The organism is Paenibacillus sp. P46E, assembly GCF_001909095.1.
GTDB classification, from domain to species: Bacteria; Bacillota; Bacilli; order Paenibacillales; family Paenibacillaceae; genus Paenibacillus_AQ; species Paenibacillus_AQ helianthi.
The window spans coordinates 1-25,758 of record NZ_LVYZ01000054.1 but is presented as its reverse complement, the minus strand read 5'-3'; the positions used below and the strand labels follow the sequence as shown (position 1 = coordinate 25,758).

The 25,758-nt window shown below is 50.4% G+C and carries 25 protein-coding genes, 1 rRNA gene and 1 pseudogene; 23 read left to right on the top strand and 4 right to left on the bottom strand.

Features of this window, described 5'->3' with window-relative positions; translation table 11 throughout:
• Window positions 1–70 precede the first annotated feature (70 nt).
• Both A3849_RS20375 and A3849_RS20370 read left to right on the top strand, forming a co-directional pair.
• Entirely contained in the window at window positions 71–1,264 is a 1,194-nt protein-coding gene (locus A3849_RS20375) for a class I SAM-dependent methyltransferase (RefSeq protein ID WP_074113067.1), read from the top strand.
• Between the two features lie 194 nt (window positions 1,265–1,458).
• Window positions 1,459–3,891 carry an O-antigen ligase family protein gene (locus tag A3849_RS20370; RefSeq protein WP_074113066.1) on the top strand — a complete coding sequence of 811 codons (2,433 nt, stop codon included), beginning with the start codon at window positions 1,459–1,461 and terminating at the stop codon, window positions 3,889–3,891.
• A 136-nt stretch (window positions 3,892–4,027) separates the two neighbouring features.
• Here A3849_RS20370 and A3849_RS20365 read toward each other — a convergent pair whose 3' ends face one another.
• Together A3849_RS20365 and A3849_RS20360 are read right to left on the bottom strand one after the other, a co-directional pair.
• Window positions 4,028–4,684 carry an SdpI family protein gene (locus A3849_RS20365; protein ID WP_074113065.1) on the bottom strand — a complete coding sequence of 219 codons (657 nt, stop codon included), beginning with the start codon at window positions 4,682–4,684 and terminating at the stop codon, window positions 4,028–4,030.
• The gene (locus A3849_RS20360) at window positions 4,684–5,016 is read right to left on the bottom strand and encodes an autorepressor SdpR family transcription factor (RefSeq protein WP_256700832.1); all 333 of its coding nucleotides are present in this window, start codon (window positions 5,014–5,016) and stop codon (window positions 4,684–4,686) included. Before A3849_RS20360 ends, A3849_RS20365 begins: the two co-directional genes overlap by 1 nt.
• Window positions 5,017–5,381: 365 nt before the next feature.
• Here A3849_RS20360 and uptA point away from each other — a divergent pair, with 365 nt between their 5' ends.
• From uptA to A3849_RS20305, 12 genes and pseudogenes are all read left to right on the top strand, one after another.
• Window positions 5,382–5,996: an undecaprenyl phosphate transporter UptA gene (uptA, locus tag A3849_RS20355; protein WP_074113064.1), complete on the top strand. Its 615-nt coding sequence runs from the start codon at window positions 5,382–5,384 to the stop codon at window positions 5,994–5,996.
• Window positions 5,993–6,558: pseudogene (locus A3849_RS20350) on the top strand (thioredoxin family protein). Before uptA ends, A3849_RS20350 begins: the two are co-directional and overlap by 4 nt.
• Window positions 6,559–6,564: 6 nt before the next feature.
• The gene (locus A3849_RS20345; RefSeq protein ID WP_074113063.1) at window positions 6,565–7,194 is read left to right on the top strand and encodes an MBL fold metallo-hydrolase; all 630 of its coding nucleotides are present in this window, start codon (window positions 6,565–6,567) and stop codon (window positions 7,192–7,194) included.
• 187 nt (window positions 7,195–7,381) lie between these two features.
• A complete protein-coding gene (locus tag A3849_RS33015) occupies window positions 7,382–7,558 on the top strand; it encodes a hypothetical protein (protein ID WP_178382756.1) in 177 nt (58 codons plus the stop codon).
• A 58-nt stretch (window positions 7,559–7,616) separates the two neighbouring features.
• On the top strand, window positions 7,617–8,156 hold the full coding sequence (gene sigY / locus A3849_RS20340) for an RNA polymerase sigma factor SigY (protein WP_083613605.1): 540 nt from the start codon (window positions 7,617–7,619) through the stop codon (window positions 8,154–8,156).
• Entirely contained in the window at window positions 8,140–8,463 is a 324-nt protein-coding gene (locus A3849_RS20335) for a YxlC family protein (RefSeq protein ID WP_074113061.1), read from the top strand. Before sigY ends, A3849_RS20335 begins: the two co-directional genes overlap by 17 nt.
• Window positions 8,460–8,681 (top strand): hypothetical protein, encoded by a 222-nt coding sequence (locus A3849_RS20330; protein WP_074113060.1) that lies wholly within the window; start codon window positions 8,460–8,462, stop codon window positions 8,679–8,681. Before A3849_RS20335 ends, A3849_RS20330 begins: the two co-directional genes overlap by 4 nt.
• 48 nt (window positions 8,682–8,729) lie before the next feature.
• Window positions 8,730–8,921, top strand: a complete 192-nt coding sequence (locus A3849_RS20325; protein WP_074113059.1) for a PLD nuclease N-terminal domain-containing protein — start codon at window positions 8,730–8,732, stop codon at window positions 8,919–8,921.
• Complete coding sequence (locus A3849_RS20320; RefSeq protein ID WP_074113058.1) at window positions 8,921–9,832, top strand: ABC transporter ATP-binding protein; 912 nt, start codon at window positions 8,921–8,923, stop codon at window positions 9,830–9,832. Before A3849_RS20325 ends, A3849_RS20320 begins: the two co-directional genes overlap by 1 nt.
• Window positions 9,829–10,599: an ABC transporter permease gene (locus tag A3849_RS20315; protein ID WP_074113057.1), complete on the top strand. Its 771-nt coding sequence runs from the start codon at window positions 9,829–9,831 to the stop codon at window positions 10,597–10,599. The genes A3849_RS20320 and A3849_RS20315 overlap by 4 nt, the downstream gene beginning before the upstream one ends.
• 159 nt (window positions 10,600–10,758) lie before the next feature.
• Window positions 10,759–11,142, top strand: a complete 384-nt coding sequence (locus tag A3849_RS20310) for an ATPase (protein WP_074113056.1) — start codon at window positions 10,759–10,761, stop codon at window positions 11,140–11,142.
• A gap of 292 nt (window positions 11,143–11,434) precedes the next feature.
• Window positions 11,435–13,453 carry an FAD-dependent oxidoreductase gene (locus A3849_RS20305; protein WP_074113055.1) on the top strand — a complete coding sequence of 673 codons (2,019 nt, stop codon included), beginning with the start codon at window positions 11,435–11,437 and terminating at the stop codon, window positions 13,451–13,453.
• A 32-nt stretch (window positions 13,454–13,485) separates the two neighbouring features.
• Here A3849_RS20305 and A3849_RS20300 read toward each other — a convergent pair whose 3' ends face one another.
• On the bottom strand, window positions 13,486–15,114 hold the full coding sequence (locus tag A3849_RS20300; protein ID WP_074113054.1) for a PucR family transcriptional regulator: 1,629 nt from the start codon (window positions 15,112–15,114) through the stop codon (window positions 13,486–13,488).
• Window positions 15,115–15,297: 183 nt separating this feature from the next.
• On the opposite strand from A3849_RS20300, the gene gatC reads away from it, so the two are divergent.
• The 7 genes from gatC (at window position 15,298) to A3849_RS20265 (ending at window position 23,682) form a co-directional block, all read left to right on the top strand.
• On the top strand, window positions 15,298–15,585 hold the full coding sequence (gene gatC / locus A3849_RS20295) for an Asp-tRNA(Asn)/Glu-tRNA(Gln) amidotransferase subunit GatC (RefSeq protein ID WP_074113053.1): 288 nt from the start codon (window positions 15,298–15,300) through the stop codon (window positions 15,583–15,585).
• A 23-nt stretch (window positions 15,586–15,608) separates the two neighbouring features.
• Window positions 15,609–17,066 (top strand): Asp-tRNA(Asn)/Glu-tRNA(Gln) amidotransferase subunit GatA, encoded by a 1,458-nt coding sequence (gene gatA / locus A3849_RS20290; RefSeq protein WP_074113052.1) that lies wholly within the window; start codon window positions 15,609–15,611, stop codon window positions 17,064–17,066.
• Window positions 17,067–17,126: 60 nt separating this feature from the next.
• Window positions 17,127–18,566, top strand: a complete 1,440-nt coding sequence (gene gatB / locus A3849_RS20285; RefSeq protein ID WP_143191875.1) for an Asp-tRNA(Asn)/Glu-tRNA(Gln) amidotransferase subunit GatB — start codon at window positions 17,127–17,129, stop codon at window positions 18,564–18,566.
• Window positions 18,567–18,662: 96 nt separating this feature from the next.
• The gene (locus A3849_RS20280) at window positions 18,663–19,136 is read left to right on the top strand and encodes a GNAT family N-acetyltransferase (RefSeq protein WP_074113050.1); all 474 of its coding nucleotides are present in this window, start codon (window positions 18,663–18,665) and stop codon (window positions 19,134–19,136) included.
• A 38-nt stretch (window positions 19,137–19,174) separates the two neighbouring features.
• A complete protein-coding gene (locus A3849_RS20275; RefSeq protein WP_256700830.1) occupies window positions 19,175–21,100 on the top strand; it encodes a DUF4097 family beta strand repeat-containing protein in 1,926 nt (641 codons plus the stop codon).
• Window positions 21,101–21,224: 124 nt separating this feature from the next.
• Window positions 21,225–21,656, top strand: coding sequence for a peroxide-responsive transcriptional repressor PerR (gene perR / locus A3849_RS20270; protein ID WP_074113049.1), 432 nt, complete (start codon window positions 21,225–21,227; stop codon window positions 21,654–21,656).
• A gap of 304 nt (window positions 21,657–21,960) precedes the next feature.
• Entirely contained in the window at window positions 21,961–23,682 is a 1,722-nt protein-coding gene (locus A3849_RS20265) for a glycosyl hydrolase family 18 protein (RefSeq protein ID WP_074113048.1), read from the top strand.
• A 128-nt stretch (window positions 23,683–23,810) separates the two neighbouring features.
• Here the strand turns inward: A3849_RS20265 and A3849_RS20260 are convergent, their stop codons facing one another.
• Entirely contained in the window at window positions 23,811–24,176 is a 366-nt protein-coding gene (locus A3849_RS20260) for a DUF2614 family zinc ribbon-containing protein (RefSeq protein WP_074113047.1), read from the bottom strand.
• 128 nt (window positions 24,177–24,304) lie between these two features.
• Here A3849_RS20260 and A3849_RS20255 point away from each other — a divergent pair, with 128 nt between their 5' ends.
• Complete coding sequence (locus tag A3849_RS20255; RefSeq protein ID WP_074113046.1) at window positions 24,305–25,180, top strand: nucleotidyltransferase-like protein; 876 nt, start codon at window positions 24,305–24,307, stop codon at window positions 25,178–25,180.
• 398 nt (window positions 25,181–25,578) lie between these two features.
• Window positions 25,579–25,758: ribosomal RNA gene (locus A3849_RS20250) — 16S ribosomal RNA — on the top strand; the annotation flags it as partial.

The following is a 25,758-nucleotide window of genomic DNA, read 5'->3' as shown; positions in this document are numbered from 1 at the left end:
CTCCCATGTTATGAATAACTATGACCTAAATGTATAACCCTATAATTTATTTTTGCGTGACGAAAGTGAGATGTACCCTGTGGAATCTTTGAATGCATTGATTGAACAAGTCATAAGCGGCCGTACTCTGATTACGGCAACTCTTAGCCAGCTGCGCAGCAAAGGAGAGACCCTGTATACCAAGGTTCAGGTGAAGCCTGTGGAATTAAAGGGCAAGCTGAATTATCAGTTTGCCTATTATACCGGTCCCAAGGTTGAACACCGCAATATTCCGGCTGAGGCCGCAGCGGAGGAACTGATGTCGCTGCTGAGAGAGACGTTTCGCCAAGGGCTGCTCTGTACCATTGAGGCAGATTATCAAGTGCTGATCAGCAAAAAGTACAAGGTTTCGATTCTGACCAAATCTCCGAGCAAACAGGAGGCTCCGGACTTGGCCCATAACCGCCGCAAGCGGTATGTGCTGGATGAAGGAGAGCCTGTGCCGTTTCTGGTGGAGCTGGGCATTATGAATAGTGATGGAAAGGTGCTGGCTAAGAAATACGACAAGTTCCGCCAGATCAACAGGTTCCTGGAGATGGTGGAGGATGTGCTTAACGATCTGCCTGCTGGCCGTCCATTGACCATTGTTGATTTTGGCTGCGGCAAATCCTATTTGACCTTTGCCCTGTATCATTATCTGGCCATCCGCGAACAGCGGGAGCTGAACATTGTCGGACTCGATCTCAAAGCCGATGTCATTGAGCATTGCAGTGCGCTTGCGTCCAGGCTCGGCTACGACAAGCTGCGCTTCCTGGTTGGTGATATCGCGGACTATAACGAGCTGGATCAGGTCGATATGGTCGTAACACTTCATGCCTGCGATACGGCTACTGATGCTGCACTGGAAAAAGCCGTCCGCTGGGGCGCATCGGTGATCCTTTCAGTTCCCTGCTGCCAGCATGAGCTGTTTGCCCAGATCGAAAGTGAGGTGCTGAATCCGCTGCTGACGCACGGAATTCTAAAAGAACGGTTCTCCGCCCTAGCTACCGACGCGATCCGGGCGAAGCTGCTGGACCTCATGGGTTACCGGACACAACTGCTGGAGTTCATCGATATGGAACATACGCCGAAGAACATCCTCATCCGCGCTGTCAAAAGCGCAAGCGGAGACAACGCTGCCAAATGGCGCGAATACAGTGCATTCCGTGACTTTCTTGGTGCCGAACCGTATCTTGAACGTGCTTGCACTGATCTGCTGCCGGCAAAAAGCAGCCTGGAGGGTTAATCCCTTTAATAGGATGAATAGTTAATACCATGACAGGACGGACGGTTCCCGGAGGGAACAGCCGTCCTGTTTTGAATTTATACATTCATATGGCCCCGCTATAAATAATCCGGATATTCAGCTTACGTTATCTTTTGTTTTAGATTAAATCTGGAAATACTGAAGGTAACTTGATTCATACAGGAGAAATTCGAATGCGGTGGAATAAGCGGCAGAACAGCCCGGAGCGGAATATAGTGTGTATTTGTGCAGGTGCGGTATTTACTGCGGGGGTGGCAGCCTGTCTGTTGAGAGGGCTGTTTTTTACCGGGGAGATGTATCCGTTTCTCACGGTGTGGTTTGCACTGTGCGGGCTTCTTTTCGCCCCGGTGCTGGCTGTATTTGAATTGCACAAGAGGACTGACGGAAGAGGTCAAGAATTCGGGAGCCCTGTGGTGAAAAAGGCCGCTTTGACCCTGCTGGGCTGTCCGCTGGCGATCCTTGTTCTTTATGCATGGTCAGGGCTGCGGGGGCCTATATCTGCGCAGGGGACACTGGATGAGCTGCTCCGTTGGGGATTTTATGCTTCTTTTGCCGTACTGGCTTATTTCTGTTCGGGGTACCGGCAGGGTGCCCGGCTTCTTGGGGCGATGTGGCATGCGATGGGATTAGCCATCAGTTTAAGCGCATTGCTTGCAGTATGTGTTGGGTTCAAGCTCCCCTATGCGGTAGCATATACTTCAGCGCCTGAAGTCAGCGCCACAGGCGCCAGACTGGCAGGTCTGCTCGAATATCCGAATACCTTTGGAGCGGTAATGGCTGTTTTCCTGCTGGAGCGGCTGTTTGCCGCTGCTCCCCTGATGGAATCAGCTAAGTCCAGGCCATCAGCGATCAAACAGTCCGCAGTTACTGGAATGTATGGCATGCTGCCGCTGTTTCCCTATGCTGCCGCGCTGCTCCTCAGTGAGTCGCGCGGCGCGTGGTTGTCCGCGGCCTTCGCCGGCGCCGCGGTCCTGCTCTGGAAGCGGCAGCTCTGCGCGCCGCTTCTGCTTGCCGGCGCCGCGCCTATGGCTGCTGCGGCGCTGCTCTACCGCCAGCTGGCCCGTGCCGGGCTGGCGGTAGAGCCTGGACCCGGCCTGCTGCTGCTGGCCGGGCTGTGGGGCGCCGCGCTGCTTGGCGGCGCGTGGCTGTGCCGCCGCCGGCGAGTCGCGGCAGGCGGGGGCTGCGCCGCCAGGGTGGCTCTGGCGGCGGCGGTGTGGACGGCGGCGGGCAGCGCCGTCCTCCTGCAGGTACGCGAGCGGATAACCGGACCGTCATCGACGGTCGCTGCTCGCGGGCTGCTCTACCGCGATGCCTGGAAGCTCGCGGCAGAGGCGCCCTGGCTGGGACGCGGGGGCGGGACTTGGCGGAGCTCGTATCTCGCCGCCCAGTCCCGCCCCTATGTGGGCAGCCAGGTGCACAATGGTTACCTCGACCTCCTGCTGAACCTGGGAGGCGCCGGCCTTGCCATTCTCCTGCTGCTGCTGGCCGCAGCAGGATGTCTGGTGGCAGCAGCAGCGCCAAGGCTGCTGCCGTCGCTGCTGGCGCTTGCCCTGCACAGCGCCGTCGACTTTGACTGGAGCTACGGCCTCATGTGGCTGCTGCTGTTCCTGCTGCCAGCGCTTGCCCGGGCCGAGAAGCTTCACAGCGCTGCTGCAGGCGAACCGCCACAGCTCCCCATATCCGCCAAGTCGCCACCCGTTCCCGGCGGGCTGGAAAGGGCTGCTGCGGTGGTTGGCCCCACAAGGTCAGTTACATTCCCATTATCACCTGCAAGGGGTCCAGTCACATGTACCTCGTCACAGCTCCCCGCATCCGCCAAGTCGCCACCTGTTCCTGGCGGTCCGGGAAGGTCTGCTTCTGCGCCGGATGTTTTTCCGGTAGCTGCGAACCCTGTATCTGTTGCAGCCTCGCCAGAGCTGACGCCAGTACCTCCCATGTGCATGCTTGTACCCGTCTTCACTATGCCGCTTCGTCCATGGAGGGCTGCGGCAGTCACACTGCTGTGCAGTGTGGCGCTGGCACTCTTCATCCTGTCCTTTCAAGCGATGAAAGGGGAAACACTATATATGCAGGCGGCGGGCACCTTGCAGGTTAAAGACAGAATTGCCCTGCTGCAGCAATCCCTGCAGTGGAACCCTCGTGATCCCATGACTGCTGCCGCTTTATCCCGGATGGTGCCAGTGAACCAGGGACGTGACCTGCTTTTGAAGAGTCTGAAGTACTCTCCAGAGAATGCTGTTATAAAGTGGGAACTGGCAAAACGGGCACTGGAAGGGGATCATCCGGGAACGGCACTGTACTGGGTGCGAAAAAGCCAGCAACTTGATGTCTTTAATGCGGTCAAACGGATAAAAGCGGCAGAAGGAATGCTGGACATGAGTGTACGGAGACTCCGGGAGGGGGACTGGATAAGCGCGCGACTGAGTGCGGAAGCTGGTCTGGAGCTGCTGCGGCAGTACCATCTGTTGGGGGAGCGGGAGATTGGGAAGGGAATTCAGCACAATGACCGCCGGTTTGGCAATAGGCAAGAAGCCGAAGGCTTAGGCCTACGGCTGAGGGGAGTACGTTCCGAAGCCTGGCATTTGGAGACGGCAATCCGTTTGTAAACTGGCAGACGAGTTGCCGGAACTAAAGTTTTAATCTTATGAAATCATGCCGTTGCCAAATTCCTTCTTTTCAGCGACGGCAGCACATCGGACGTTGCGTGGGTTGCTCTATTCTAAGAAGTTGTATCTCCTGTTCTTAAGCCCTGTTACGGGGAGAGATCAGCCATGAATACGCCAATGGCAGTAAGATGACAATCACAAGTGCTGCAATAATCATACTCATGGACAAGCTTTTGGGTAAAAATGCTCCGAGCACCATCAACAGACCGCCGATCATCCACATCCTGCCTGAGAAACGGTGTGTCTTCCGCCATACCTCCGGGCTGGCCAGCGTCCAGGCTGTGCGGATGCCTGTGAAATAGTTGTCCCGGATCTGGGGCATAAAGTTGCCTACTACAACAAACAGCAAGCCCAGAACGACCATAGCAATTTTTCCGGCAGGAATGCTTTGATCCAGACCATAAGAGACGTTCAGTACGAGCATGGCATCGAACACAGCTGCGATCACTAGACGAATCATTTTGTAGGCATTTTGAAATTTACTGTAATTCTCTCTCTTGGGATCAATATTGCGGATGAACTGCATCGCGAGCGGAAAAACCAGCCCCATAAAGCCCGTCAAGGCGATAATAGAACCTTTGCTCCAGTACGAGTTAACCTCACCGCTGATGCTGAAATGGGCAGGGAGCTGATCGGGCAGCTTGCTGTAATTGACCAGTGCATAACCCAGTGAGAGAACACCCAGAATCACAATCATCGTGTCCTGCCATTTCCATTTGAAATCCTTCATCATCAATCAGCCTCCTTGTTTTTATCTTTACCCTGCTTGGGTGTGGACTCTGTGCGGTTTGGCGCTTCACTCTCTTTTCCCGTACCCGTAAACTCAAGGAACCAGCCGAGCACCTCTTCAAGCACGGTCGTATCGAGTGAATACAGAATAAATTGTCCCTGACGTTCGTCCTGTACCAGTCCCGCATGTTTCAGGGCGTTAAGATGATGGGAGATACTGGGCTTTGACATGTTAAAATAATCGGCGATCTCCCCGGCAGTACGATCCTTTTCCCTAAGCAGCCGTAGAATCTGTCTCCGGGTCGGGTCAGCCAGCGCTTTGAAGGATTCGTTCATCATTCACCTGGCCTTTCGATATTTAAATAATTATCTAAATGTATAATATTTCTTTCAGGATAGAAATGTCAATGTGCATTTTCATACCGGAGCGGCAACATTGATTTCTTCTTGAAATATAAGGATTTATATGTTTCACGCTATAAATCATCCTTCTATTTCTCGCTGAAACGGATTCCGTCCCTAAAAAGGACGGCGAAGCCGTTTTCACTTGCCAGAAAGGTTTTCAGTTTCCCTTAAGTAGAAGTCGTAAGCCCGCATATGCTAGAATAGGCTAGGAGAAGCTGGGTACATAGAGTGGAATCGCCAAAAGTTTATGAAACACAAAGCGAATTCCGCGAAAAAAACGGGAGGAGGAGCTGCATTTGCATGTTATTTCTGATCTGATCTCGCAGTTGTTTGAATGGATTCAGAGTCTTGGGTATTTCGGGATTATGATCGGACTAATGATTGAGGTTATCCCAAGTGAAATTGTACTGGCCTATGGCGGCTATCTGGTCTCGCAAGGAGAGATTAATTATTTTGGCGCGGTGCTCTTTGGTACAGTAGGCGGAGTTGTGGCCCAGATATTTGTATACTGGATTGGCCGTTATGGCGGCAGACCCGTTCTGGAGAAATACGGGAAGTACATTTTTATCAAGAAAAAGCATATTGACCATTCCGAAGAATGGTTCCGAAAGTACGGAACTGGCGTTATTTTCACAGCGCGGTTCATTCCGATTGTGCGCCACGCCATATCGGTTCCTGCCGGAATCTCGCGTATGCCGCTGGCCAAGTTCACTTTGCTGACTACGCTTGCGGTCATTCCATGGAGTGCGCTTTTTGTATTTTTAGGTAAGACGCTAGGCGCAAAATGGGAAACAATTGATGAAGAGGCTGCCAAATATACCCACGAGCTGATTCTTGCCGCCATTGCTGTCATTGTTATATACTTCCTGTTCAAATGGTACAAATCCAAGAAGAAAGGTAGTGCAGTATGAAGCAGAATGTAGCCCCTAAATTCGGTCAAGGCCTTACTCCGCGCCAGTTCGTGGAGGGATGACGAAGAATCAGCAGGTATTCGAATCATGGTATGAAAAATTCACCTGGGAAGATGCAAACGACCGGGAGTACTTTGAAAGTTTGAACCACCGGGATGACCTTCGGGTACTGATACTCGCTGCGGATTGGTGTGGAGATGTTGTACGCAATGTACCGGTCGTGTTCCGTATTCTGGAAACAGCAGGCATCCGAACCGAAGTGCTGATTTTGGAAGAAAATCAGGACGTTATGGATGATTATCTAACAATGGGCGGCAGATCCGTGCCGATCGTGATTTTTGCCGATACAGGCGGTTACGTGCTGGGTCATTGGGGACCCCGTCCAGAGCATGTGCAGTCGCTGATGAGAGAGTTCAAACAAGAGAATCCTGACCGCGAGGCTCCTGACTACGAGAGCAAAATTGCCGAAGTCCGCAAGGCGATGGGCCAAGCCTATGGGGAAGGAACGGAATCGCACGCAGTAATCGCCAAAGAACTGCGCAGCCTGATCTCCGGATTCTAAGAAGAGATGCTTAATATTCGTTCATATAATTTGGGATCGCTTCAGACGAATGCTTATTTGCTTACCGGAGCGGACCCCGGACGTGGCATTATTATTGACCCCGGTGCAAATCCGGCAGCCCTTCTCCGGGCTGCTGAAGGAATGGAGATTGAGGCTGTTCTACTCACCCATGCCCACTTTGATCATATCGCCGGGCTTGATGAGATCCGCAAAGCCAAGAAATGTCCAGTGTACCTGCATCCTTTGGAGAGTGAGTGGCTGGGCAGTCCCAAGCTGAACGGCTCCCTCTTGTGGCCGGATGTCACACCACCCATTAGCACAGAACCTGCTGAGTATGATCTGGCAGAAGGGCAGGTACTTACGCTTCTGGGGCTTACCTTCCGTGTCATGCATACGCCTGGGCATTCTCCGGGCAGCGTCAGCTTCCTTTGTGGAAATGATCTCTTTTCCGGTGACGTACTCTTTAAGCTTGGAGTAGGACGTACCGATTTGCCTGGAGGCAGGGAGCGTGATCTTATTGATTCCATCCGGGGGAAATTATACCGGCTGGATGAGGAAGTCAGAGTATTTCCCGGCCATGGGCCACGGACAACGATTGGTTTTGAGCGGCTCCGTAATCCTTATGTGCCCATGTAATGGTCTGCATCGCGCCCAATCGACAATAAGTGAGAAAATACTGATGGACAAGAGAATACAAAGTTGCTACAATATTGTTAATTAAATGTAACATTAACCTCGCGAAGCACGCAGACTGTGGAATAATCCCGGTTTGCGTTCTTTTTTTGTCTATTTTTAAGGAGAAAGGGTGCTAGGGGACGGGATCATGAAAAAAATTAAACAGGAATTACATAGCGGGGAAGAATATCCGGTATCAGTATCTATTATGGTAGCGCAGGAGAAAAAGGAATGTCTCTTCTGGAGCTTCCCGCACGGCAAGGGTGCAATTCAACCCTGGCGGCGGAGATTGTGGGAACTGCAAAATAATTCAGATGGCGAATGAACGATTCGCTCTACATATTCGTATTACATAGGAATGAACGATACAGATGGAGGAGCAGATGAGCGACGGGACGCACGATAGGATCATCAGAGCGCAGCAAGGCGATGCTTCCGCGCTGGCTGTGCTACTGCGGGATCATTATGCCTTTCTCTACAAATATCTGATCAAGGCAACCATGGACCCTTCACTTGCGGAAGAGCTTGCCCAGGATACCATGGTCCGTTGCATGGAGAAGATTGCTGCCTATAACGGAGCTTCTTCTTTTTCCTCATGGCTGATTACCATTGCTACCCGTCTGTATATCGACAGGAAGCGCCGCTGGAAGCTGGAGATGCAGTGGAAACGGCAGGAAGAGGGAGTGAGGTCCATCCGCTGGCGTTTCGAGAGCCGGAATCTGGAGTGGAGCGAGGTACTTGATGCGCTCTCACGCCTGACCTCCGCTCAGCGCATGGCAGTACTGCTCAAGCATTATTACGGTTATGGGTATGAAGAGATTGCTGATATTTTGCAGATCCCTTCCGGCACTGCCAAATCTCGGGTAGCATCGGGGCTAAATCAACTGCGAAAGGAGCTTAGTGAGGATGAAGAAGAAGGATGAAGAATTGCTTCGGATGCTGTCGTCAGACCTGGCGCGGCTTGACGCACAGTACGATGATATATCGCCACCATCCTTGCCCGGACTGGAGCAGCTAATCGCTGATGAAGCTCTTCACAGGCAATTCCGGAGCCGCAGAGAGTTTCAGAGATTTTTACTAGTGGGGCTGTTCTTGGTGAGTGTTGTCTTGTTTAGCTTGGGATTCGCACCAGTAACGTACTGGATCCTTCAGGCGGCATTTCCGGTTGCCGCGCTTGGCTGCTTGGCGGTTGTACGGCTCAGGCTTCGGCGGGAGGACACAGAAGAGTGAATGAACTGCAGGATGTGCCTTATTGGTTGTGGGGTTGTCTGGCTGTGGCACTGCTGCTCCAGGGTACCTTGCTCTTTCGGAATGCACAGAAGCGCGGCAAAGGCAAAATGGCCTGGTTCTGGGGCCTATGGGGATTAACCGGGATTCCTACACCGCTTATTTGTTATCTGTTGTTTGTGGTCTATTTTGACTGGAGAAAAACATATAAGAAGCCTTGATCAGCCGGACTGTGGTTCCGGAGAAGTATATAGAGGGTGGGTGTAATTATGGATGAAATCAAATGGGGTTTAATTTGGCCGCTGCTTGCACTGCAGGCAGTGCTGGCCATAATCGGCTTGATCTCTTTGGCCAAGGCAGAACGGACACGGGGACCCAAGTGGCTGTGGGTGATTATATTGATTTTTGGGAATCTCCTGGGCAGCGTGGCATATTTTACGGTAGGAAGGAAAGAAAGCTGATGCCGCTGCTACAAGTAACAAATTTACGCAAAGTCTATGGAGAGCATACCTCAGTGGACGGAATCTCTTTTGATATTGAAGCAGGAAAATGCGTGGCTTTACTGGGCCCTAACGGCGCAGGAAAGACCACCACCCTGCGTATGCTGGCCGGTCTGTTGCAGCCTAGCTCGGGGTTAATATCTTTTGATGGCGGCAGCGGTGTGGATTACCGCAGTCTGCTGGGCTATTTGCCGCAATCTCCGGCATTTTACGGCTGGATGAGCGGGCAGGAGTATGTTGTGTTTGCTGCGAAACTTAGCGGTATCTCTTCTAGCGAAGCTGGGAGACTTGCGGCGGAAGCTCTGGAACACGTAGGTTTGAAGGACGTATCCCGCCGCAGGATCGCCGGATATTCCGGTGGGATGAAGCAGCGGCTTGGTCTTGCCCAAGCGCTGGTTCACCGCCCCCGGTTGCTGCTTCTGGATGAACCGGTTTCTGCCCTTGATCCTATTGGACGCCGGGAGGTTATGGAGCTGCTGAGGGGGATCCGGGAGGAGACCACCATTATTTTTTCTACCCACGTCCTGCATGACGCCGAAGAAATTTGTGACGATATTATCCTGATGAATCATGGTTTAGTAGCAGAACAGGGAACGCTATCCCGGCTGCGCTCACAATACAGCCTGCCTGTGATTCGCTTGAGTACGGGGATGGATGAGAAGGCACTGGGCTGGCTGCAAGATCTTGCACACAGATCCTTTGTTGAGCAGTCCGTGATCTTTTCCGGGTCTGCTACCCTGAATGTCAGTGATATGGAACTGGCGCGCCGTACTATTCTTCAGGAAGCTGCAAGCCTGGACATTTCGTTGCTTCAATTCGAAGCGGGCTCTTCCACCCTTGAAGACCTGTTCATGAAGGTGGTGGGGGCATGAAGAATGTATGGACGCTTTACCATAAAGAAATGTTGGAGGCCCTGCGCAGCTATAAACTAATTTGGGTCCCGGTAGTATTTATGATTCTTGGTATTATGCAGCCGCTCACAACCTATTACATGCCAGAGATCCTCAAAGCATCCGGGAATGTGCCGCCTGGAATGCTGGAGGGATATGAGATGCCGGGACCGGCTGTCGTAATGGCACAGACACTTGGACAATATGGTACCATCGGTATGCTGATACTCGTGCTGTGCGTAATGAACAGTCTGGCCGGTGAACGGAGCGGAGGGACTATAGAGATGCTGATGGTCAAGCCGGTGGCCCCCGCGGCTATCGTCTCGGCCAAGTGGGCTGCCCAATTGACTACTCTTATTATTGCTCTTGGACTGGGCGTAGCAGGAGCGGCCTATTATACAGAGCAGTTGATGGGTCCTCTTTCCTGGGGCAGGTTATGTGCAGGAGCCGGGTTATACGGGCTGTGGCTGCTGTGTGCAGTCTCGCTGACGCTGCTGTTCAGCGCATGGCTGCGCGGACCAGCGGCTGCGTTTCTGGGCCTGGGGGCCGCAGCGGTGATGTCGCTGGCCCATAGCCTGCTGCCATTGCAATTAGGTTGGACACCTGCGGCGTTAACTGCCCAGTCTGCTGCAATTATTACGGAAGGAAGCGGCGCAACCTGGGGGCCCGTGTGTTCTGCAGCTGTTCTGATTGTAGTATGCATTGCCGCCGCATCCCTCCTGATTCGCAGGAATAAACTGCCCGATTGATAATACATGCGAAATTTGACGAAATTAATCGGTTTTTAGAATGTTATCTGCAAAAAAACAGCTGAACCCGCTTGCTGGTGCTGGACAGCTCTATCTTTTTTTAGTAGACTGTTGGAACAAGTAAGAGTTATGAAAGATTCCAGGTCAGGAGGTAGGGCGATGCTGCGTTTAGGTGAGAAGATTGTCATTGTCGCGGACGCTTTCGAGCAGAGTCTTCCTATCGGAGACTATGGCTACCTGATTGCTTATGACCGTAATCCTGACAATGCGTTTGATTACGTCATCCGTGTTCCGCAGGCCAACAGAAATTTCTATGTTACAGCTGAGGATGTTGAAGCGGAAGAGCAGTTGCTGGCAGCTCAGGCTGAAAGTGCAACGCATGAAGCATTGATAGACTATGCTTTGTCCACGCACAATGAGAAGCTGTTTCATCATTTGATGAATGGCGAAGAAGTGGAAGCAGTAGAGACAGAGACAACCAATAAGGAAAGCCTGTCCCAGGCGGATTTCATCAAACAGGTGAATCTTCGCGCTTGGATTTAAGGAAAACCGGCGAAAGCCGGTTTTTTTGTATTTCGTGTTTAATTTTTTGATATATAGAGTATCGCTGCTTCGGAAGTATACGCTCTTCTTACAGAGACCGGCGTGGCCGTTTCTACTTGTTACACAATAACAAAGCAATATGTATCAAATTTCCCCCCTATTTTAGAACAGTTTGCTCCTTATCCCGTCTGTAGCAGCTATGCTACGCTTACAGCGAACGGACACCACTACGGGTGAAGCCTGATTTCAGCAGCGGGCGGGGACCGACAGACTGCCAGGGGGAGATAAACAAATGAAAGCTTTCAGGAGCGCACTTTGTGTGCTGTTATGTGTGTTGATGATTGTAAGTATCGCAGGTTGTGAAGGTGGAAAAGCCGGAGAACAGGTGATTCCTGCGGCTTCGGCACAGCAGAAGGACGGTACAGCGGCCGCAAAAACAGATGGAGAGGCTGATCAGACGGCCAAAGGAAACGCAGTGCTTACTTACAAGCCGGGAACCTATACCGGATCAGCCAAGGGCCATAACGGATTAGTAACGGTAGAGACAGTATTCAGTGAAACTGCAATTGTCTCGGTGAAGGTTACGGAGAGCTCGGAAACAGCAGGGGTTGGTGATGCCGCCAATGAGAAAATTCCCCAGCGGATTGTCGAGAACCAATCTTTGGCTGTAGATGCTGTTTCGGGTGCGTCGCTAGCAAGTAAAGCCATTATTGAGGCAGTGCAGGATTGCGTCAAGCAGGCGGGTGCCGATCCGGCAGTGCTGCTGGTGAAGCAGGAGAAGAAGGGCGGAGGAGTACAGAATATGGCCTACGACGTTGTGGTGGTTGGTGCTGGAGCTTCGGGCACTGCCGCGGCGTTGGCTGCAGCGGATGCAGGTAGCAGTGTACTGCTGTTGGAGAAGACTTCGGTACCAGCTGGTGCAGGTACGATGGCTGGGGGAATGTTCACTACGGGCAGCAAGCTTCAGCAAGCGGCAAATCTGCCGGATTGTTCGCAGTGGTTGTATGACCAATATATGGAGACGAGCAATTATAAGGCCAACAGCCGTCTGGTCCGTGAAGTGATCAGCAAATCAGGCAGCACGGTAGACTGGCTCATGGAGAATGGTGCTAAATTTACGCTGATTGATCCGGGTGTAGGTGGACAGCCGGTGCATAAAGGTGACCCTAAGGCATTCGTCGGCTACGTGGACGGCGGTTCGGCAGCGATCGGTGCCCTGCATAAGTCGATTGAGAAAAAGGGCGGGAAGATTCTATTCGATACAAAAGGCGAATCGCTGATTATTGATAAAGGTGCTGTAATTGGTGTGAATGCTACACAAACGGATGGCACCAAGCTGGTGATTTCTGCTAAGTCCGTTGTGCTGGCTACCGGCGGTTATGCCGCCAATGCCGAGATGATGAAGCAGTATCTGGGCGACAAAGCGCCACTTGGCTCCATTGCCTCAGCTACCGGGGATGGAATCAACATGGCCTGGAAAGCCGGGGCGGCTGAACTGGGTACAGATGTCGGGCAGTTCTTTTTCCTGAACGGTACAGAGAAGGGACAGGCCATGAAGCATGCTTCCGATATATGGACAGTGGGAAGTTATCCGTTTCTCTGGGTAAATAACAACGGTGAGCGTTTTACAAACGAAGAGGTGATCTTTGAGTATGCTGCGGCAGGGAACGCGCTGTATGAACAGCCGGGCGGAGCGGCCTGGAGCGTTTTTGACCAGGGGACTGTTGATCAGATCAAGCAGAAGGGCTTTGTGTCTATTGCTGACATTTACGGCACCTGGAAGAATGATCCGCAGGCCTTCAAGGAATTTAATGAGCCGGTCAATACGGTAGCGCTGAACAAGTTCCAGGAGACACCTTATGACCTGACTCCTTTTTTGGAGGAAGGAATTGCAGCCGGGGCTGTGGTCAAAGGCGAGACCTTTGGTGAGCTTGGAGAGAAGGCGGGCATGAGCAAGACTGTCTTCGAGTCTACGGCCAAACGCTACGCGCAAATGGCCAACGCTGGCAAAGACAGCGATTTTTACAAAGATCCCAAGTATTTAAGCAAGCTGGATAAGGGGCCTTACTACGCAGTTAATATCATGACACGTACACTAACGACTCTTGGCGGAGTCAAGGTCAACCAGAATATCCAGGCGGTTGATAACAATGAGAAGGTGATTCCGGGTCTGTGGGTAGCCGGAAGCGATGCGGGAGGCATGTACTCCAGCAGCTATGTGATGTTTGAAGGTGGAACCTTGGGCTTTGCCTACATTTCGGGACGGATGGCCGGAGAGAATGCTGCCAGGTACGCCGCGACTGTTCAATAACTCATTACAACAAAGGGCTATTCATGCCCCTGTCAGAATCGGGATGTACCTTGTCCCGGTTTTTTGGCATATCTGTCTCCGTTCTTCCACTCTCCTGCCAATTCCAACATTTTAAAAGACATGCCCAGATGCAGCCCGAGCTCAGCGTCTCCCAATTGAATATCGGCAATTTCCTGGATTTTTTTGATTCGGTATAGCAGTGTGCTGCGCTGGATATGGAGATCTTGTGCAGTCTTGGATTGATTGCAGACATTCTGCAAATAGCAGTATAGCGTTGAGGTGAAGCATGTATTGTACTGGCCGTCATATTCCAGAAGGACAGCCAGCGCCGGATGGCAGTGCGTTCTCAGCTTCTCGGAGGTAGTTGAGATCTCTAACAGGTCATAGAGCACATATTTCTCATAAAAATAGAGGGCCTCCCCTATGTGAAGTGTGGAGCCGAGCTTCAGTGCCTTCTGCGCCTGCTGATAGTGTGGGCGGACTTCTGAAAGACAGTGGAAGCGCCTGCTGATTCCGCAGTGCAGACTGTGACCCAATAGGAGTGTCTGCAGATTCTGCAAATCTTCCGGCAATAATTGTTTGGTGTTTCGGCGCGTTGCTGTCACGACAATGCAGCCGTTATAAATGATTGTTATGGCACCGGACAGAATCTCCTCCAGTTTTTTACTGAGAAACTGCAGCATGGTATTCTCACGTTCGTAGTCCTGAATGGAGATGACTAGCATATAGAAACTACTGGCCTTAGAAGTAGCCAAGGACAGGCGGTTCAAATCCGGAATCGGTTCCGGCAGAGAATCTTTCTCTAGAAGATGATACAGCAGATATTCGTCATATTTCCCGCTGGCATTGCTCAGGAAGCTGTCCTTCTGCATTTCCAGGCTGACCATTTTGCAGAGAACGGCGACAAGCTCATAATCAAATTCATGGAACGGGCGCTCGTATTCGAACACGGAGATAAAAGCTGCCAGCTGGCCGTTGATCCGAATGTTGGAAATCATATAGGCGTATTCATCGATCTCATGTTCAATAATCAACTGCGGGTAGTCGTTTTGATTGACCATCTCGAATCGTCGTTTGTTGCGGTACACATCATAGCAGGAACTAAACCCGCTTTTACCGTCATAGGTTGCAAGAAACTCCGCAACGGGTGCGTCCTGTTTCAGTTGGCGCGGAGTTGCCATAAGAGTAAAGGACATATCGCATAAAGCAAAGGGGTTCTCTAGCATCGTATAGGCTTCATCAAGCAGCTTCTGCAAGGCGTAGCCCTGCAATAACGTATTGTGCAATTTTTCACAATTGGTATTGAACCTCCGCCAGGCATACAGCAGATCTCTGAGTTCGTGATATACGGCTGCACCGCAGGCGGCATTCCTTAGCAAAATGAGGTTTTTGGCAACAGGCAGGTCGGAACAGCGGTTCAGCGCGTCATTGGCTGCGGCTGCACAGGGTGCGGCATACAGAATATTGATGCAGTCGCTGTCTAAGAGCAGACCCAGTCTCTCTTCGGAGCTGGCGATATAAAGAACTCCGGGATCCAGTAAAGTCAGGCGTTCCGTGTCCAGTTCCACCCCATATATAACAGTACAATCCTGACGGGATACTAGTAATTCGGTGTCATACTGTTCCAGTCTGGAGGAGATGGAGAATAGCGTTATTTGCATCGGAGATCTTCCTTTTCACTGTTTTAGCAAGGTCGAAGCTGTTGCTGATCACTCCAGTTTAACATGCAGCACAAGCGGTGAATTAGGAGGAAACGCACAAGCACATTGAATTGTAGAGGCTTCTACAATATAATTAACACGTTATCCGGGCGCTTTAGCCCTTTAAACAGGAGGGATATTCGAATGAGCATTACCGTCAATGATGTGCAGCATGTGGCCAAGCTTGCCCGTCTGCATTTAAGCCCGGAAGAAGAGGCAAAACTTACTGAACAGATGAATGCTATTTTACAATATGCTGAGAAACTGAATGAGCTGGATACCGAAAACGTAAAGCCTACCACACATGTACTCCAGGTCAGCAATGTCATGCGCGATGATGTGGTGAAGGAGAGCTTGTCTCAAGAGGAAGCATTGCTTAACGCACCTGAAGAGGAAGACGGGCATTTCAAGGTTCCCGCAGTTCTGGAATAACTATAGCGAAAGGAGGAAGAATGTTGAGCCTGTTTCAATATCGATTGCCTGAATTACATAATATGCTGCATACCAAAGAGATTTCGGTCAGCGAACTGACTGAAGAATCCCTGGCTGCCATTGCGGAGCGCGACGGTAAAGTGCATGCATTTTTGACTTTAAATGAAGAAGGGGCCCGCACTTCAGCACGTGCGCTGGATGATAAGCTGGCCTCCGGAGCAGCCCGTGGACTGCTCTTTGGTCTTCCTGCCGGAATTAAGGACAATATTGTTACCAAGGGGCTGCGCACGACTTGTGCCAGCCAATTCCTCACCAATTTCCAGCCGGTCTATGATGCCACCGTCGTCTCCAAGCTGCGCGAGGCAGATGCTATTACAATCGGCAAACTGAATATGGACGAGTTCGCCATGGGCGGCTCCAATGAGAATTCTTCTTTCGGCCCGGTTCGTAACCCTTGGGATTTGGAACGTGTTCCTGGCGGCTCCAGTGGTGGATCTGCAGCAGCGGTAGCTGCCGGAGAAGTATTGTTTGCTCTCGGATCTGACACAGGTGGCTCCATACGCCAGCCCGCTTCATACTGCGGAGTAGTGGGCCTTAAGCCTACTTATGGCCTGGTTTCACGTTACGGGCTTGTCGCATTTGCTTCTTCACTGGACCAAATTGGCCCTATTACCCGCAATGTAGAGGACTCGGCTTATGTGCTCCAGGCCATTGCCGGCTATGACGCTCAGGACTCTACCTCGGCCAAAGTTGAAATTCCTGACTATCTCAGTTCCCTCACAGGCGATATCTCGGGACTGCGGATCGCTGTGCCGAAAGAGTACATCGGTGAAGGTGTGGATGCTTCTGTCCGTGAGACTGTCCTGTCAGCACTGAAGGTACTGGAAAGCCTTGGCGCAGTCTGGGAAGAAGTTTCTTTGCCGCATACTGAATATGCCGTTGCAACCTACTATCTGCTTTCTTCTTCAGAAGCTTCTTCAAACCTGGCACGTTTTGACGGTGTGCGCTACGGGGTACGCGCCGATGATGGTGGAGGTTTGCTTGATCTGTACCATAATTCCCGCAGTCAAGGCTTTGGGGCCGAGGTGAAGCGGCGGATTATGCTGGGTACTTACGCACTGAGCTCCGGTTATTATGACGCGTATTATTTGAAGGCGCAGAAGGTGCGTACATTGATTAAACAGGACTTTGACGAAGTCTTCAAAAAGTATGATGTAGTCATCGGGCCCACAGCGCCAACCACCGCCTTCAAGCTGGGGTCACAGACTGAAGACCCGTTGACGATGTATCTAAATGATATTTTGACGATTCCCGTAAGTCTTGCCGGTATTCCTGCGGTCAGCATCCCCTGCGGTTTTGCTGAAGGATTGCCTGTAGGCCTGCAAATTATCGGCAAAGAATTTGATGAGAGTACAGTTCTGCGCGTTGCGCATGCCTATGAACAGCATACGGATCATCATAAGCAGCTCCCGCAGCTGTAATTGCAGCAGCCGGGTGTTCAAGCAGGAGTATAGGCTCACAAAACATTTAAGGGAATGAGAATAGATATGGCTAAATACGAAACAGTCATCGGACTGGAAGTTCATGTGGAGCTTCATACCAAGTCCAAAATCTTCTGCGGCTGCTCTACGGAATTTGGAGCCCCGCCCAATACACATACCTGCCCTGTCTGTCTGGGACATCCCGGTGTTCTGCCGGTACTGAACCGCCAGGCGGTGGAGTATGCCATGAAAGCAGCGATGGCACTGAACTGTACGATTGGTGATGTCAGCAAATTTGACCGCAAAAACTACTTCTATCCCGATTCACCCAAGGCATACCAAATTTCGCAATACGACCAGCCTATAGGCCTGAACGGCTGGATTGATATCGAGGTGAACGGAGAGACCAAACGGATTGGCATCACCCGTCTGCACCTGGAAGAAGATGCAGGTAAGCTGACCCATGTTGATGGCGGGTTTGCTTCATTGGTCGACTTCAACCGTGTGGGAACACCCCTGATCGAGATTGTCTCCGATCCAGATCTGCGCTCACCGGAGGAGGCCCGCGCCTATCTCGAGAAAATACGCGCGATTATGCAGTATTGCGACGTATCCGATGTGAAGATGGAAGAGGGCTCGATGCGCTGCGATGCCAATATTAGCCTGCGGCCGGAAGGCCAGGCGGAATTTGGCATCCGCGCAGAGCTTAAGAATATGAACTCCTTCCGCGGTGTTCTCCGGGGTCTGGAGTATGAACAATACCGTCAGGGAGAGATTCTGGACGACGGGGGTACTGTGATTCAGGAGACCCGCCGGTGGGACGAAGCTCAGGGCAAGACTTTGTCCATGCGTGGCAAGGAAGAGGCTCATGATTACCGCTACTTCCCGGACCCTGACCTGATTGTGCTGCATATTGATGATGCCTGGAAAGAGTCGATCCGGGCTACCATTCCAGAACTGCCGGATGCACGGCAGAGCCGTTACAGCGAGCAATATGGCCTTACAGCGTACGATGCGGGTGTCCTGACTTCCTCTAAGCCGTTGGCTGATTTCTTCGAAGGCAGTCTTGCCTTTACTAAGGATGCCAAAGCGGTTGCCAACTGGATGATGGGGGATTTACTGGCGTATTTGAACGGTGGCGGTCTGGAACTTTCTCAGGTTAAGATTAGCCCGCAAGGGCTCGGTGAAATGATTGGTCTCATTGCTGAAGGAACCATTAGCAGTAAGATCGCCAAAACCGTATTCAAGGAGATGCTGGAGAGCGGTAAGCTTCCAGCGGCAATCGTTGAAGAGAAGGGACTCGTTCAAATCAGCGATGAGGGAGCGATCAAGCAGATCGTCGAAGCGGTTGTTGCTGCCAATCCTCAATCCGTTGAGGATTATAAGGCGGGCAAGCAAAAAGCGATTGGTTTCCTTGTGGGACAGGTTATGAAAGAAAGCAAAGGAAAGGCGAATCCGGGACTCGTAAACACGCTGCTCGCAGAAGTATTGAACAGCTGAGTTTACCCGCTTCCGGGGTAATATACATTTGAAGCATAAGCGCTAGGGCTTGTCGGCAACGGCAGGCCTTTCGCGGCATATAAGGGGAATGTGCGGATGAACAAAATAATGAAGCTGGATCTGCAGGACGGGGATACACTCAGTGAGCTGTGGAGCCTTCAACACAAGGCTTACAGGCTGGAAGCTGAGATTATAGGGTTCCACGAAATCCCACCGCTGCTGGAGACCAGAGACATGCTGAGCCGCTCAGAAGAGCTGTTCTATGGCAGTTTCGACGATCATGGGGATTTAATGGGTGCTGTTGCCGTTCTTGAAGAATCACCGGGCAAGCTGACAGTGACCCGAATGATGGTGAACCCTGATTTTTTCCGCCAGGGGGTTGCGGGTAAGCTTTTGGAATATATTTTTGATCTATACCTGGACATGGAGCATTTCATCGTCTCTACAGGTAAGCTTAATGTTCCGGCTGTTACACTGTATACCAAGTATGGTTTTATTCCAGCCGGAGTAGAAGAAGTGGCTCCCGGTGTAGAATTAATTGAATTTCACCGGAGCGGCCGGCTTTCATGAACAAGAATCACAATCCTGATGACAGGAGGAGTCCCAAAATGAGTCCCGAGCACAATGATTCTACTATGCTTCCCATCAAGGAGGAAGGGGAGTGTGGTTCTGCCGCGCAGGCAGGAGACGACGTACAGGAACAGACCCCGCCTTTGATTCCTCCGCGCCTGAAGCGCCGTCCCCGCCGCAAACGCAAATTCATTGCCGGACTTTTGGCAGCGCTAATCCCTGGCACGGGGCATATCTACTTCGGGCTGCTTCGCAAAGGCATTTCTTTTATTTTCATTATTTTGCTAGATATTGCTGCACTGATCTACTTCTCATCGATCGGCATGCAGATTAATGTTCCACTGCTGATTCTGCTGGCTTTGATGATTCCCGTACTGTATTTCTACAATGTGTTTGATGTGCTGCAGTCGGCAGACCGTCTTTTGCGGTTGCCCGGAGAGCTGGACCCTGAATTGACTCCTCTCCCGGAAACGAATGGAAAACGACACCGTCTCGTCAGTGAACCTGGGATTTCGTTTGGGCTGATGCTGCTGCTAGGGGGAACACTGCTCTTTCTTTTCCGGCAAAAACCATCCTGGCTGCAATATTTTATTGAGCATTATGCTGGTGTAACAATTGCAGCGCTGCTAACATTTTGTGGGATAGGGTTAGCTGTCCGGGAGATCACCAAAGGGTTGTCCTGGCAGAACGGCAATGGACAGCGCAGCCGGCGGGTGGGCAGGTACACTGCTTCTGTACTGCTGGTATCGGTTGGAGTTTTGTTGTTCCTGGACTGGAGAAACGGAACCGATAATATGCTGTTCCTATTGAAATGGTGGCCGATCGTAGCGGTATTATGGGGAGTGGAGTATCTGCTCATTTACTTCTCCGTAAGGCGCGTTGGACAGGGGAGGAAGCGATCCCGTTCAAGAATGGATTTGCGCGGACTGCTATCCGCTGTAGTGCTCGCAGCCTGTGTATTTATGGTCTCAGAACAGGAACATTATTTGCATCTATGGAATAAGGTGAGTCTTAATTTGACCGCTGCAGCTGTGGATTACGGCGAAGCCAAAGGAAACAAGTTCCAAAAAGCCCCACTCGTGGTTCCAGTTGAACTAAGTACTTCCAAAATCACAGTGGATGGCATCAACGGGGATATTCTCATTCATCGTGCACCCGTTGAGGATATCGAAATTTCAGCAACCGTTTGGGTGGATCAACTGGAAGGGGCAGTCGCACAGTCTATCTCAGAACAGTCCTTTGTAGAAGTAACTGAAGGTTCCACCATCAATATCACCCCCAAGAGCAAGGCGTATGGAGATTCCGGCAAACGTCAGCCTCGGATGGACCTGGATATCTCGTTGCCTGAAGACCGCCGGTTTAATCTGGAGGTGCGGACGATGAATGGCGGCATTACCTTGCAGAATGTGGAGGCCATAGAGAATATTAATCTCGAGACCGGGAATGGGGAATTGATTCTGCACCGCATTTTTGGCAATGTCAAAGGAAAGACGCTTAATGGTGCAGTTCGTGCCAGAACGGTTCAGGGAGCAGTAGATTTGGCGACAAGCGGCGGGGATATGGCAACCTGGGATGTAATGGGTTCGCTCAAGCTTTCGACTGCTGTCGGCAATATATCGGCTGTGGGAAGCAGAGATGAGATTGACGTGTCCAGCAAGAACGGAAACATGGAGATTAATGGGGCCAGATCGAAGCTGAGTGCCGAATCTCTCAATGGCAAAATCGATGTACGCTCTTCCGACCTCGGGGGTAACTGGGATATCTATAGTGCGGTGGGGGATATTGATCTGTACCTTCCTATGTTAGGGAATTACACCATGGATGGTTCCAGTGGCTATGGGGACATCATTTCGGATATACCAGAGCTGATCATCGACAAAAAAAACATCTCCGGAGAAGTAGGTACGGGTGAGTTTAAATTGCATGTCGAAGGAAACAGCAACCTAAATGTGAGGAAATATTGAATAAAGTAATTTTTATTATATAATAATGAATATAATATACTGACTGCGTTGACAACATTGAAAGTGCGGTCTTACAATTACTTTAAAGTTATTATTATGCTTTTTACTAAAGGCGGTGGCATTGATGGGTAGTGGCGTACAGCATGCATTGGAACAATTGAAGACAACCGGTGTCCGTATTACGCCCCAGCGTCATGCGATTCTTTCGTATTTGATGGAAGCAATGAATCATCCAACGGCGGATGATATTTACCGCGCGCTTGAGCCGCAGTTTCCGAGCATGAGTGTAGCAACAGTTTACAATAATCTCAAGATGTTTATGGAAGCAGGTATGGTCCGCGAGCTGACCTACGGTGATAATTCGAGCCGTTTTGATGCAAATGTGTCAGATCATTACCATGTGATCTGCCAGGAATGCGGCAAGATTGAGGATTTTAGCTATTCATCGCTGTATGAAGTGGAACTTTGTGCCGAGCAGGCAACAGGCTTCAAAATCCATGGTTTGCGTATGGAGCTATATGGGGTCTGCAAATGCTGTGGCGAGAAAGCACATTAATTCTGGATCGTGAGAATTTCTTTAACGTGAGGAATCCGGTTTCGGAATCCTCACGTTTTTTTCGAAAATATAAGGATTTATATGTTTCACACTATAAATCTTCCTTCTATTTCTCGCTGAAACGGATACTGTCCTTAGCAGGACGGTATCCGTTTTTGTTTGATTTGCAATGACTTTTTTAATTCCTTTCTATCAGATAAGCCCAATCCTTCCATTAGATTTACGCAACCAAAGAGTCTGAGATAGCGTATACTTAAGATTGGTCCACCGCAATCTAATTCTACTAGTGATCTGGAGGTACATTTTGAATACAAGACAGAGACAAAGACGCGTCAAGAAACGCGGAGGTCTTTTTCGCCGTTTATTAACCCTTGTTATCTTAGCCGCAGCAGCTTATTGGGTAGTTTTCTATGTATTGCCGAACCGTCTGCACACCGATCCCGATTGGAAAGGGCTAGAACAGCCTGTTTTCGTCAAAGGAGTGCTAACGGGCTATTCCGCTTCAGGTACCGGAGATACGCTGCTTTTGCCGCTTCCGCTGCTGCAAAAGTATGTAGATTCATCCATCCGTTATGAAAAAGAGACCAAATCCGTTATTTTATCGACAGACAATGAGCTTTTATATATGCAAGAAAATACAACTGCCGCCAGTCTGAATAACAAACCGCTTCAGCTTCGTCTGGCTCCGGAAGAAAAGAACGGAGTAACCTACCTGCCAGCGGACACGCTTGAAAACTTATATGGTTTCGAGGTGGAAGAGGACAAGGATACTTCGGCTGTTCTTTTGATGACTGCTGGAGAAACGGTCCCGCTTGGTAAAGTTAAGGGTGAAGAGGGCGGGAAAACAAAAGCACTGCGCAGTCAGGCCACCGTCCATGCTCCGATTATTGCCGACATGTCCCCTGGAACCGTGGTGAGAATTTGGAACTCGGACAATGAGAAATGGCTGTATGTGCAGATGAGCAACGGATTCGCGGGCTATGTCAAAACAAATGAGATTATCAAGGATGGGGAGAAGAAAGTCGGTGTGAAACCGGTCACTCCCTCGCGCGCGGAGCGCAGCTGGAAAGGCAAACCGGTGAATCTTTTCTGGGAAGCTGTATATGAACGCAAGCCCAACCCCGCCAAATTTGGTGAACTTCCCGGAGTCAATGTTGTCAGTCCTACCTGGTTCGAAATTGTCGATACCAAAGGCAATGTGCGCAGCAAAGCAGACAGCGCCTACGTCCAGTGGGCCCATAAGCGAGGGATGGAGGTTTGGGGTCTGCTGACCAATAGCTTTAATGCCGATCTCACCACCCAGGCCTTATCAAGCTATGAGAAGCGGATGAATACGATCGTGCAGATGCTGGAGTACGCTGATCTTTACGGTCTGGATGGAATAAATATCGACTTTGAAAATGTCTACACTAAGGACGGAGAGAACGTTACGCAGTTCATGCGGGAACTGAAGCCGATGGCTCAAGCCAAAAACCTCATTGTTTCTATGGATGTCACTCCAAAATCAAATAGTGAGATGTGGTCGCTCTTTCTGGACCGCAAGGCACTTAGCACAGTTACAGATTTCCTGATTGTTATGGCTTATGATGAGCATTGGGCATCCAGTCCTACCGCAGGTTCTGTTGCTTCGCTGCCATGGGTGGAGAATGCCGTAAGCCGCATCCTGGAGGAGGACGGTGTTCCTGCTGAGAAGCTGGTTCTGGGCATTCCTTTGTATACCCGGATTTGGTCGGAAACCACGGCGGACGGAAAAACCAAGGTCAGTTCCAAAGCTGTTAGCATGAATGCTGTCCAGGAAATTATTGCTGAAAAGAAGCTAACCCCTGTGCTGGATAAGAAATCAGGACAGAATTATGTGGAGTATACGGAGGATGGAGTTCTTCGTAAGATATGGATAGAAGACAAGGTGTCATTAAAGGCGAGGGTTGAACTGGCCCAATCATTTGGGCTGGGAGGCATAGGCTCCTGGAACCGCAGCTTCGCCGTTCCGGAAGCGTGGGAAACGTTGCAGAAGATTAGCGAGTAGACAGCAGCTATTGTAGACATAGCACAGGGGTTCCCTTAGGGAACCCCTGGTTTTTTATAATAGTATCTGTACTTACTTAAAAGAAGAAGAGGCTAAGTGTGGCCGAATTCATGCAGCAATATGACTCGCTAATGTTTTAACTGCTGCCCTTCAAGTTGCTCTGCAGTGATCGTTGCTTGTGCGGGGTCCATCGTCAGGATGGTATGGCAGAACATACAACGGTCTGTTTTTCCTAGCATTTTAGTCAGCTTGTGGCATTCCGGACATTCTACCTGGACTGCACTCGTTGAAAGCATGCCGGCCCAAAAATAGATCGCCAGACTGGCCATCATGGAGATCAAACCAATGACAAGGCCGATTGCAGCAACAACCTTTCCGGCCGAACCCCAGAATACAATACCCGCTGTCCCCAGGATCATTAGACCCATTCCGAGCATGGTAAGCAGCAGTCCCCAAGTGCGAAAAGCATTGATTTTAGCCGATTTAAATTTCATGAGTATTTGCTCCTAACTGAAATATAGTTCGGTTGTCCAGGAGGAACTGATATGAATATGTAGAATATTAATATTTAAGAGAATTATAACTGACAGACGCAAATTCGCCAAATTTGATGGAGGGAAGCATGGAACTGTCCAATTTGACCTTGTTTAGTGGAGAAACATTTGACGAGAACGTCCTGGGCGCTGTAGCTCTGCATCAGACCGGCAATGCTCCGGTTCAGAGCGCGCTTCTTCATGATTTTGATGTGGTGGTACTAATGCTGCATGAGGAGCAAGAGAAGGAACGTATTATTACCCATACGATAGCCGGAGAACGGCGCACACAAACAGTGCATGTCGGCCTTTCTGCTCTGGAAAGAGCGGTAATGGCTGGAGATAACAATGAACTGCTTACCAGTCTGATAGCGGGTGAAGTCATTTGGGACCCCAAGGGAATTCTAGGTGAAATGCGCAGGGAGATTATACAGTTTCAGGGGCCGCTCAAGGAACGCATACTGTTCATGGAGTTTTCCAGGTTTCTGCATATGTACGTGAAATCCAAGCGGTACATGGAAGCAGGCTTTACAATGGATGCCTATAACTGTGTATTGATTGCTTTGTATCACTGGGCACGTCTTGAAGTTAGTGAGGCAGGTTGTTTTCCTGACCCCGCAGTCTGGGAGCAAGTGAAGGGCCTTAATTCGTCCGTTCATAAGTTATATGAGGAGCTGACCGTCAGTACGGAGACACTGGATCAGAGAGTAGAGCTCATTCTTCTAGCCTGCGAATTTGCCATTATGTCCAAGATGTCTGATTGTTGCACTATATTATTGAATATTCTCGGCAGCCGTAAGGAACCTTGGAGTATAAAAGAACTCCTGCAGCATTCGGGACTTAGTCAACTTGGCGCTGAACTGCCTCTGGTGTTGCGTAAGCTTGTATCCCGTTCACAGATCAGGGAGATTGCTTCATGGGCCGAGGATGCCGGAGATGGTCACACAGTACGGTACACCTTGTAAATATAAAAGAAACACACATGGATTAAGGAGAGGCAACCTGCTCTCTTTTTTTTGTTGATTTTTTTGCATGAGTTGAGCGATACAGGGAATATTTATAGTTGACGCTTATGTTAATGTTGTGTTAAATTATAACTCGTCCCTCTGACGCAGGTAATAAGCTTCAAAGCATGCGGAAGACAACCGAAAAAAAAGAAATTAAAAAAAGGTTGACTAAATCGAGGGTGCTGTGATATATTATAAAGGTCGCTGCTGACAAGCAACGATGAACGAAAAGAGAATTTGATCTTTGAAAACTGAACAACGAGTGAGTGGGATTTCACGCAAGTGAGATCCAAAAATAGAGAATATTTTATTCTCGTCAGATGTTTCAAAATGAGCAATCGCTCTTTCTAAATACCAATTTGGAGAGTTTGATCCTGGCTCAGGACGAACGCTGGCGGCGTGCCTAATACATGCAAGTCGAGCGGAGCTTATCCTTCGGGGGAAGCTTAGCGGCGGACGGGTGAGTAACACGTAGGCAACCTACCCTCTAGACTGGGATAACTACCGGAAACGGTAGCTAATACCGGATAATTCCT

What these genes read in the sequence shown, in the direction of transcription:
- A3849_RS20375 (WP_074113067.1), top strand. Translation starts at nt 71, where the DNA reads ATGTACCCTGTGGAATCTTTGAATGCATTGATTGAACAAGTCATAAGC.
- A3849_RS20370 (WP_074113066.1), top strand. Translation starts at nt 1,459, where the DNA reads ATGCGGTGGAATAAGCGGCAGAACAGCCCGGAGCGGAATATAGTGTGT.
- A3849_RS20365 (WP_074113065.1), bottom strand. Translation starts at nt 4,684, where the DNA reads ATGATGAAGGATTTCAAATGGAAATGGCAGGACACGATGATTGTGATT.
- A3849_RS20360 (WP_256700832.1), bottom strand. Translation starts at nt 5,016, where the DNA reads ATGAACGAATCCTTCAAAGCGCTGGCTGACCCGACCCGGAGACAGATT.
- A3849_RS20345 (WP_074113063.1), top strand. Translation starts at nt 6,565, where the DNA reads ATGCTTAATATTCGTTCATATAATTTGGGATCGCTTCAGACGAATGCT.
- A3849_RS33015 (WP_178382756.1), top strand. Translation starts at nt 7,382, where the DNA reads ATGAAAAAAATTAAACAGGAATTACATAGCGGGGAAGAATATCCGGTA.
- sigY (WP_083613605.1), top strand. Translation starts at nt 7,617, where the DNA reads ATGAGCGACGGGACGCACGATAGGATCATCAGAGCGCAGCAAGGCGAT.
- A3849_RS20335 (WP_074113061.1), top strand. Translation starts at nt 8,140, where the DNA reads ATGAAGAAGAAGGATGAAGAATTGCTTCGGATGCTGTCGTCAGACCTG.
- A3849_RS20325 (WP_074113059.1), top strand. Translation starts at nt 8,730, where the DNA reads ATGGATGAAATCAAATGGGGTTTAATTTGGCCGCTGCTTGCACTGCAG.
- A3849_RS20320 (WP_074113058.1), top strand. Translation starts at nt 8,921, where the DNA reads ATGCCGCTGCTACAAGTAACAAATTTACGCAAAGTCTATGGAGAGCAT.
- A3849_RS20315 (WP_074113057.1), top strand. Translation starts at nt 9,829, where the DNA reads ATGAAGAATGTATGGACGCTTTACCATAAAGAAATGTTGGAGGCCCTG.
- A3849_RS20310 (WP_074113056.1), top strand. Translation starts at nt 10,759, where the DNA reads ATGCTGCGTTTAGGTGAGAAGATTGTCATTGTCGCGGACGCTTTCGAG.
- A3849_RS20305 (WP_074113055.1), top strand. Translation starts at nt 11,435, where the DNA reads ATGAAAGCTTTCAGGAGCGCACTTTGTGTGCTGTTATGTGTGTTGATG.
- A3849_RS20300 (WP_074113054.1), bottom strand. Translation starts at nt 15,114, where the DNA reads ATGCAAATAACGCTATTCTCCATCTCCTCCAGACTGGAACAGTATGAC.
- gatC (WP_074113053.1), top strand. Translation starts at nt 15,298, where the DNA reads ATGAGCATTACCGTCAATGATGTGCAGCATGTGGCCAAGCTTGCCCGT.
- A3849_RS20280 (WP_074113050.1), top strand. Translation starts at nt 18,663, where the DNA reads ATGAACAAAATAATGAAGCTGGATCTGCAGGACGGGGATACACTCAGT.
- A3849_RS20275 (WP_256700830.1), top strand. Translation starts at nt 19,175, where the DNA reads ATGAGTCCCGAGCACAATGATTCTACTATGCTTCCCATCAAGGAGGAA.
- perR (WP_074113049.1), top strand. Translation starts at nt 21,225, where the DNA reads ATGGGTAGTGGCGTACAGCATGCATTGGAACAATTGAAGACAACCGGT.
- A3849_RS20260 (WP_074113047.1), bottom strand. Translation starts at nt 24,176, where the DNA reads ATGAAATTTAAATCGGCTAAAATCAATGCTTTTCGCACTTGGGGACTG.
- A3849_RS20255 (WP_074113046.1), top strand. Translation starts at nt 24,305, where the DNA reads ATGGAACTGTCCAATTTGACCTTGTTTAGTGGAGAAACATTTGACGAG.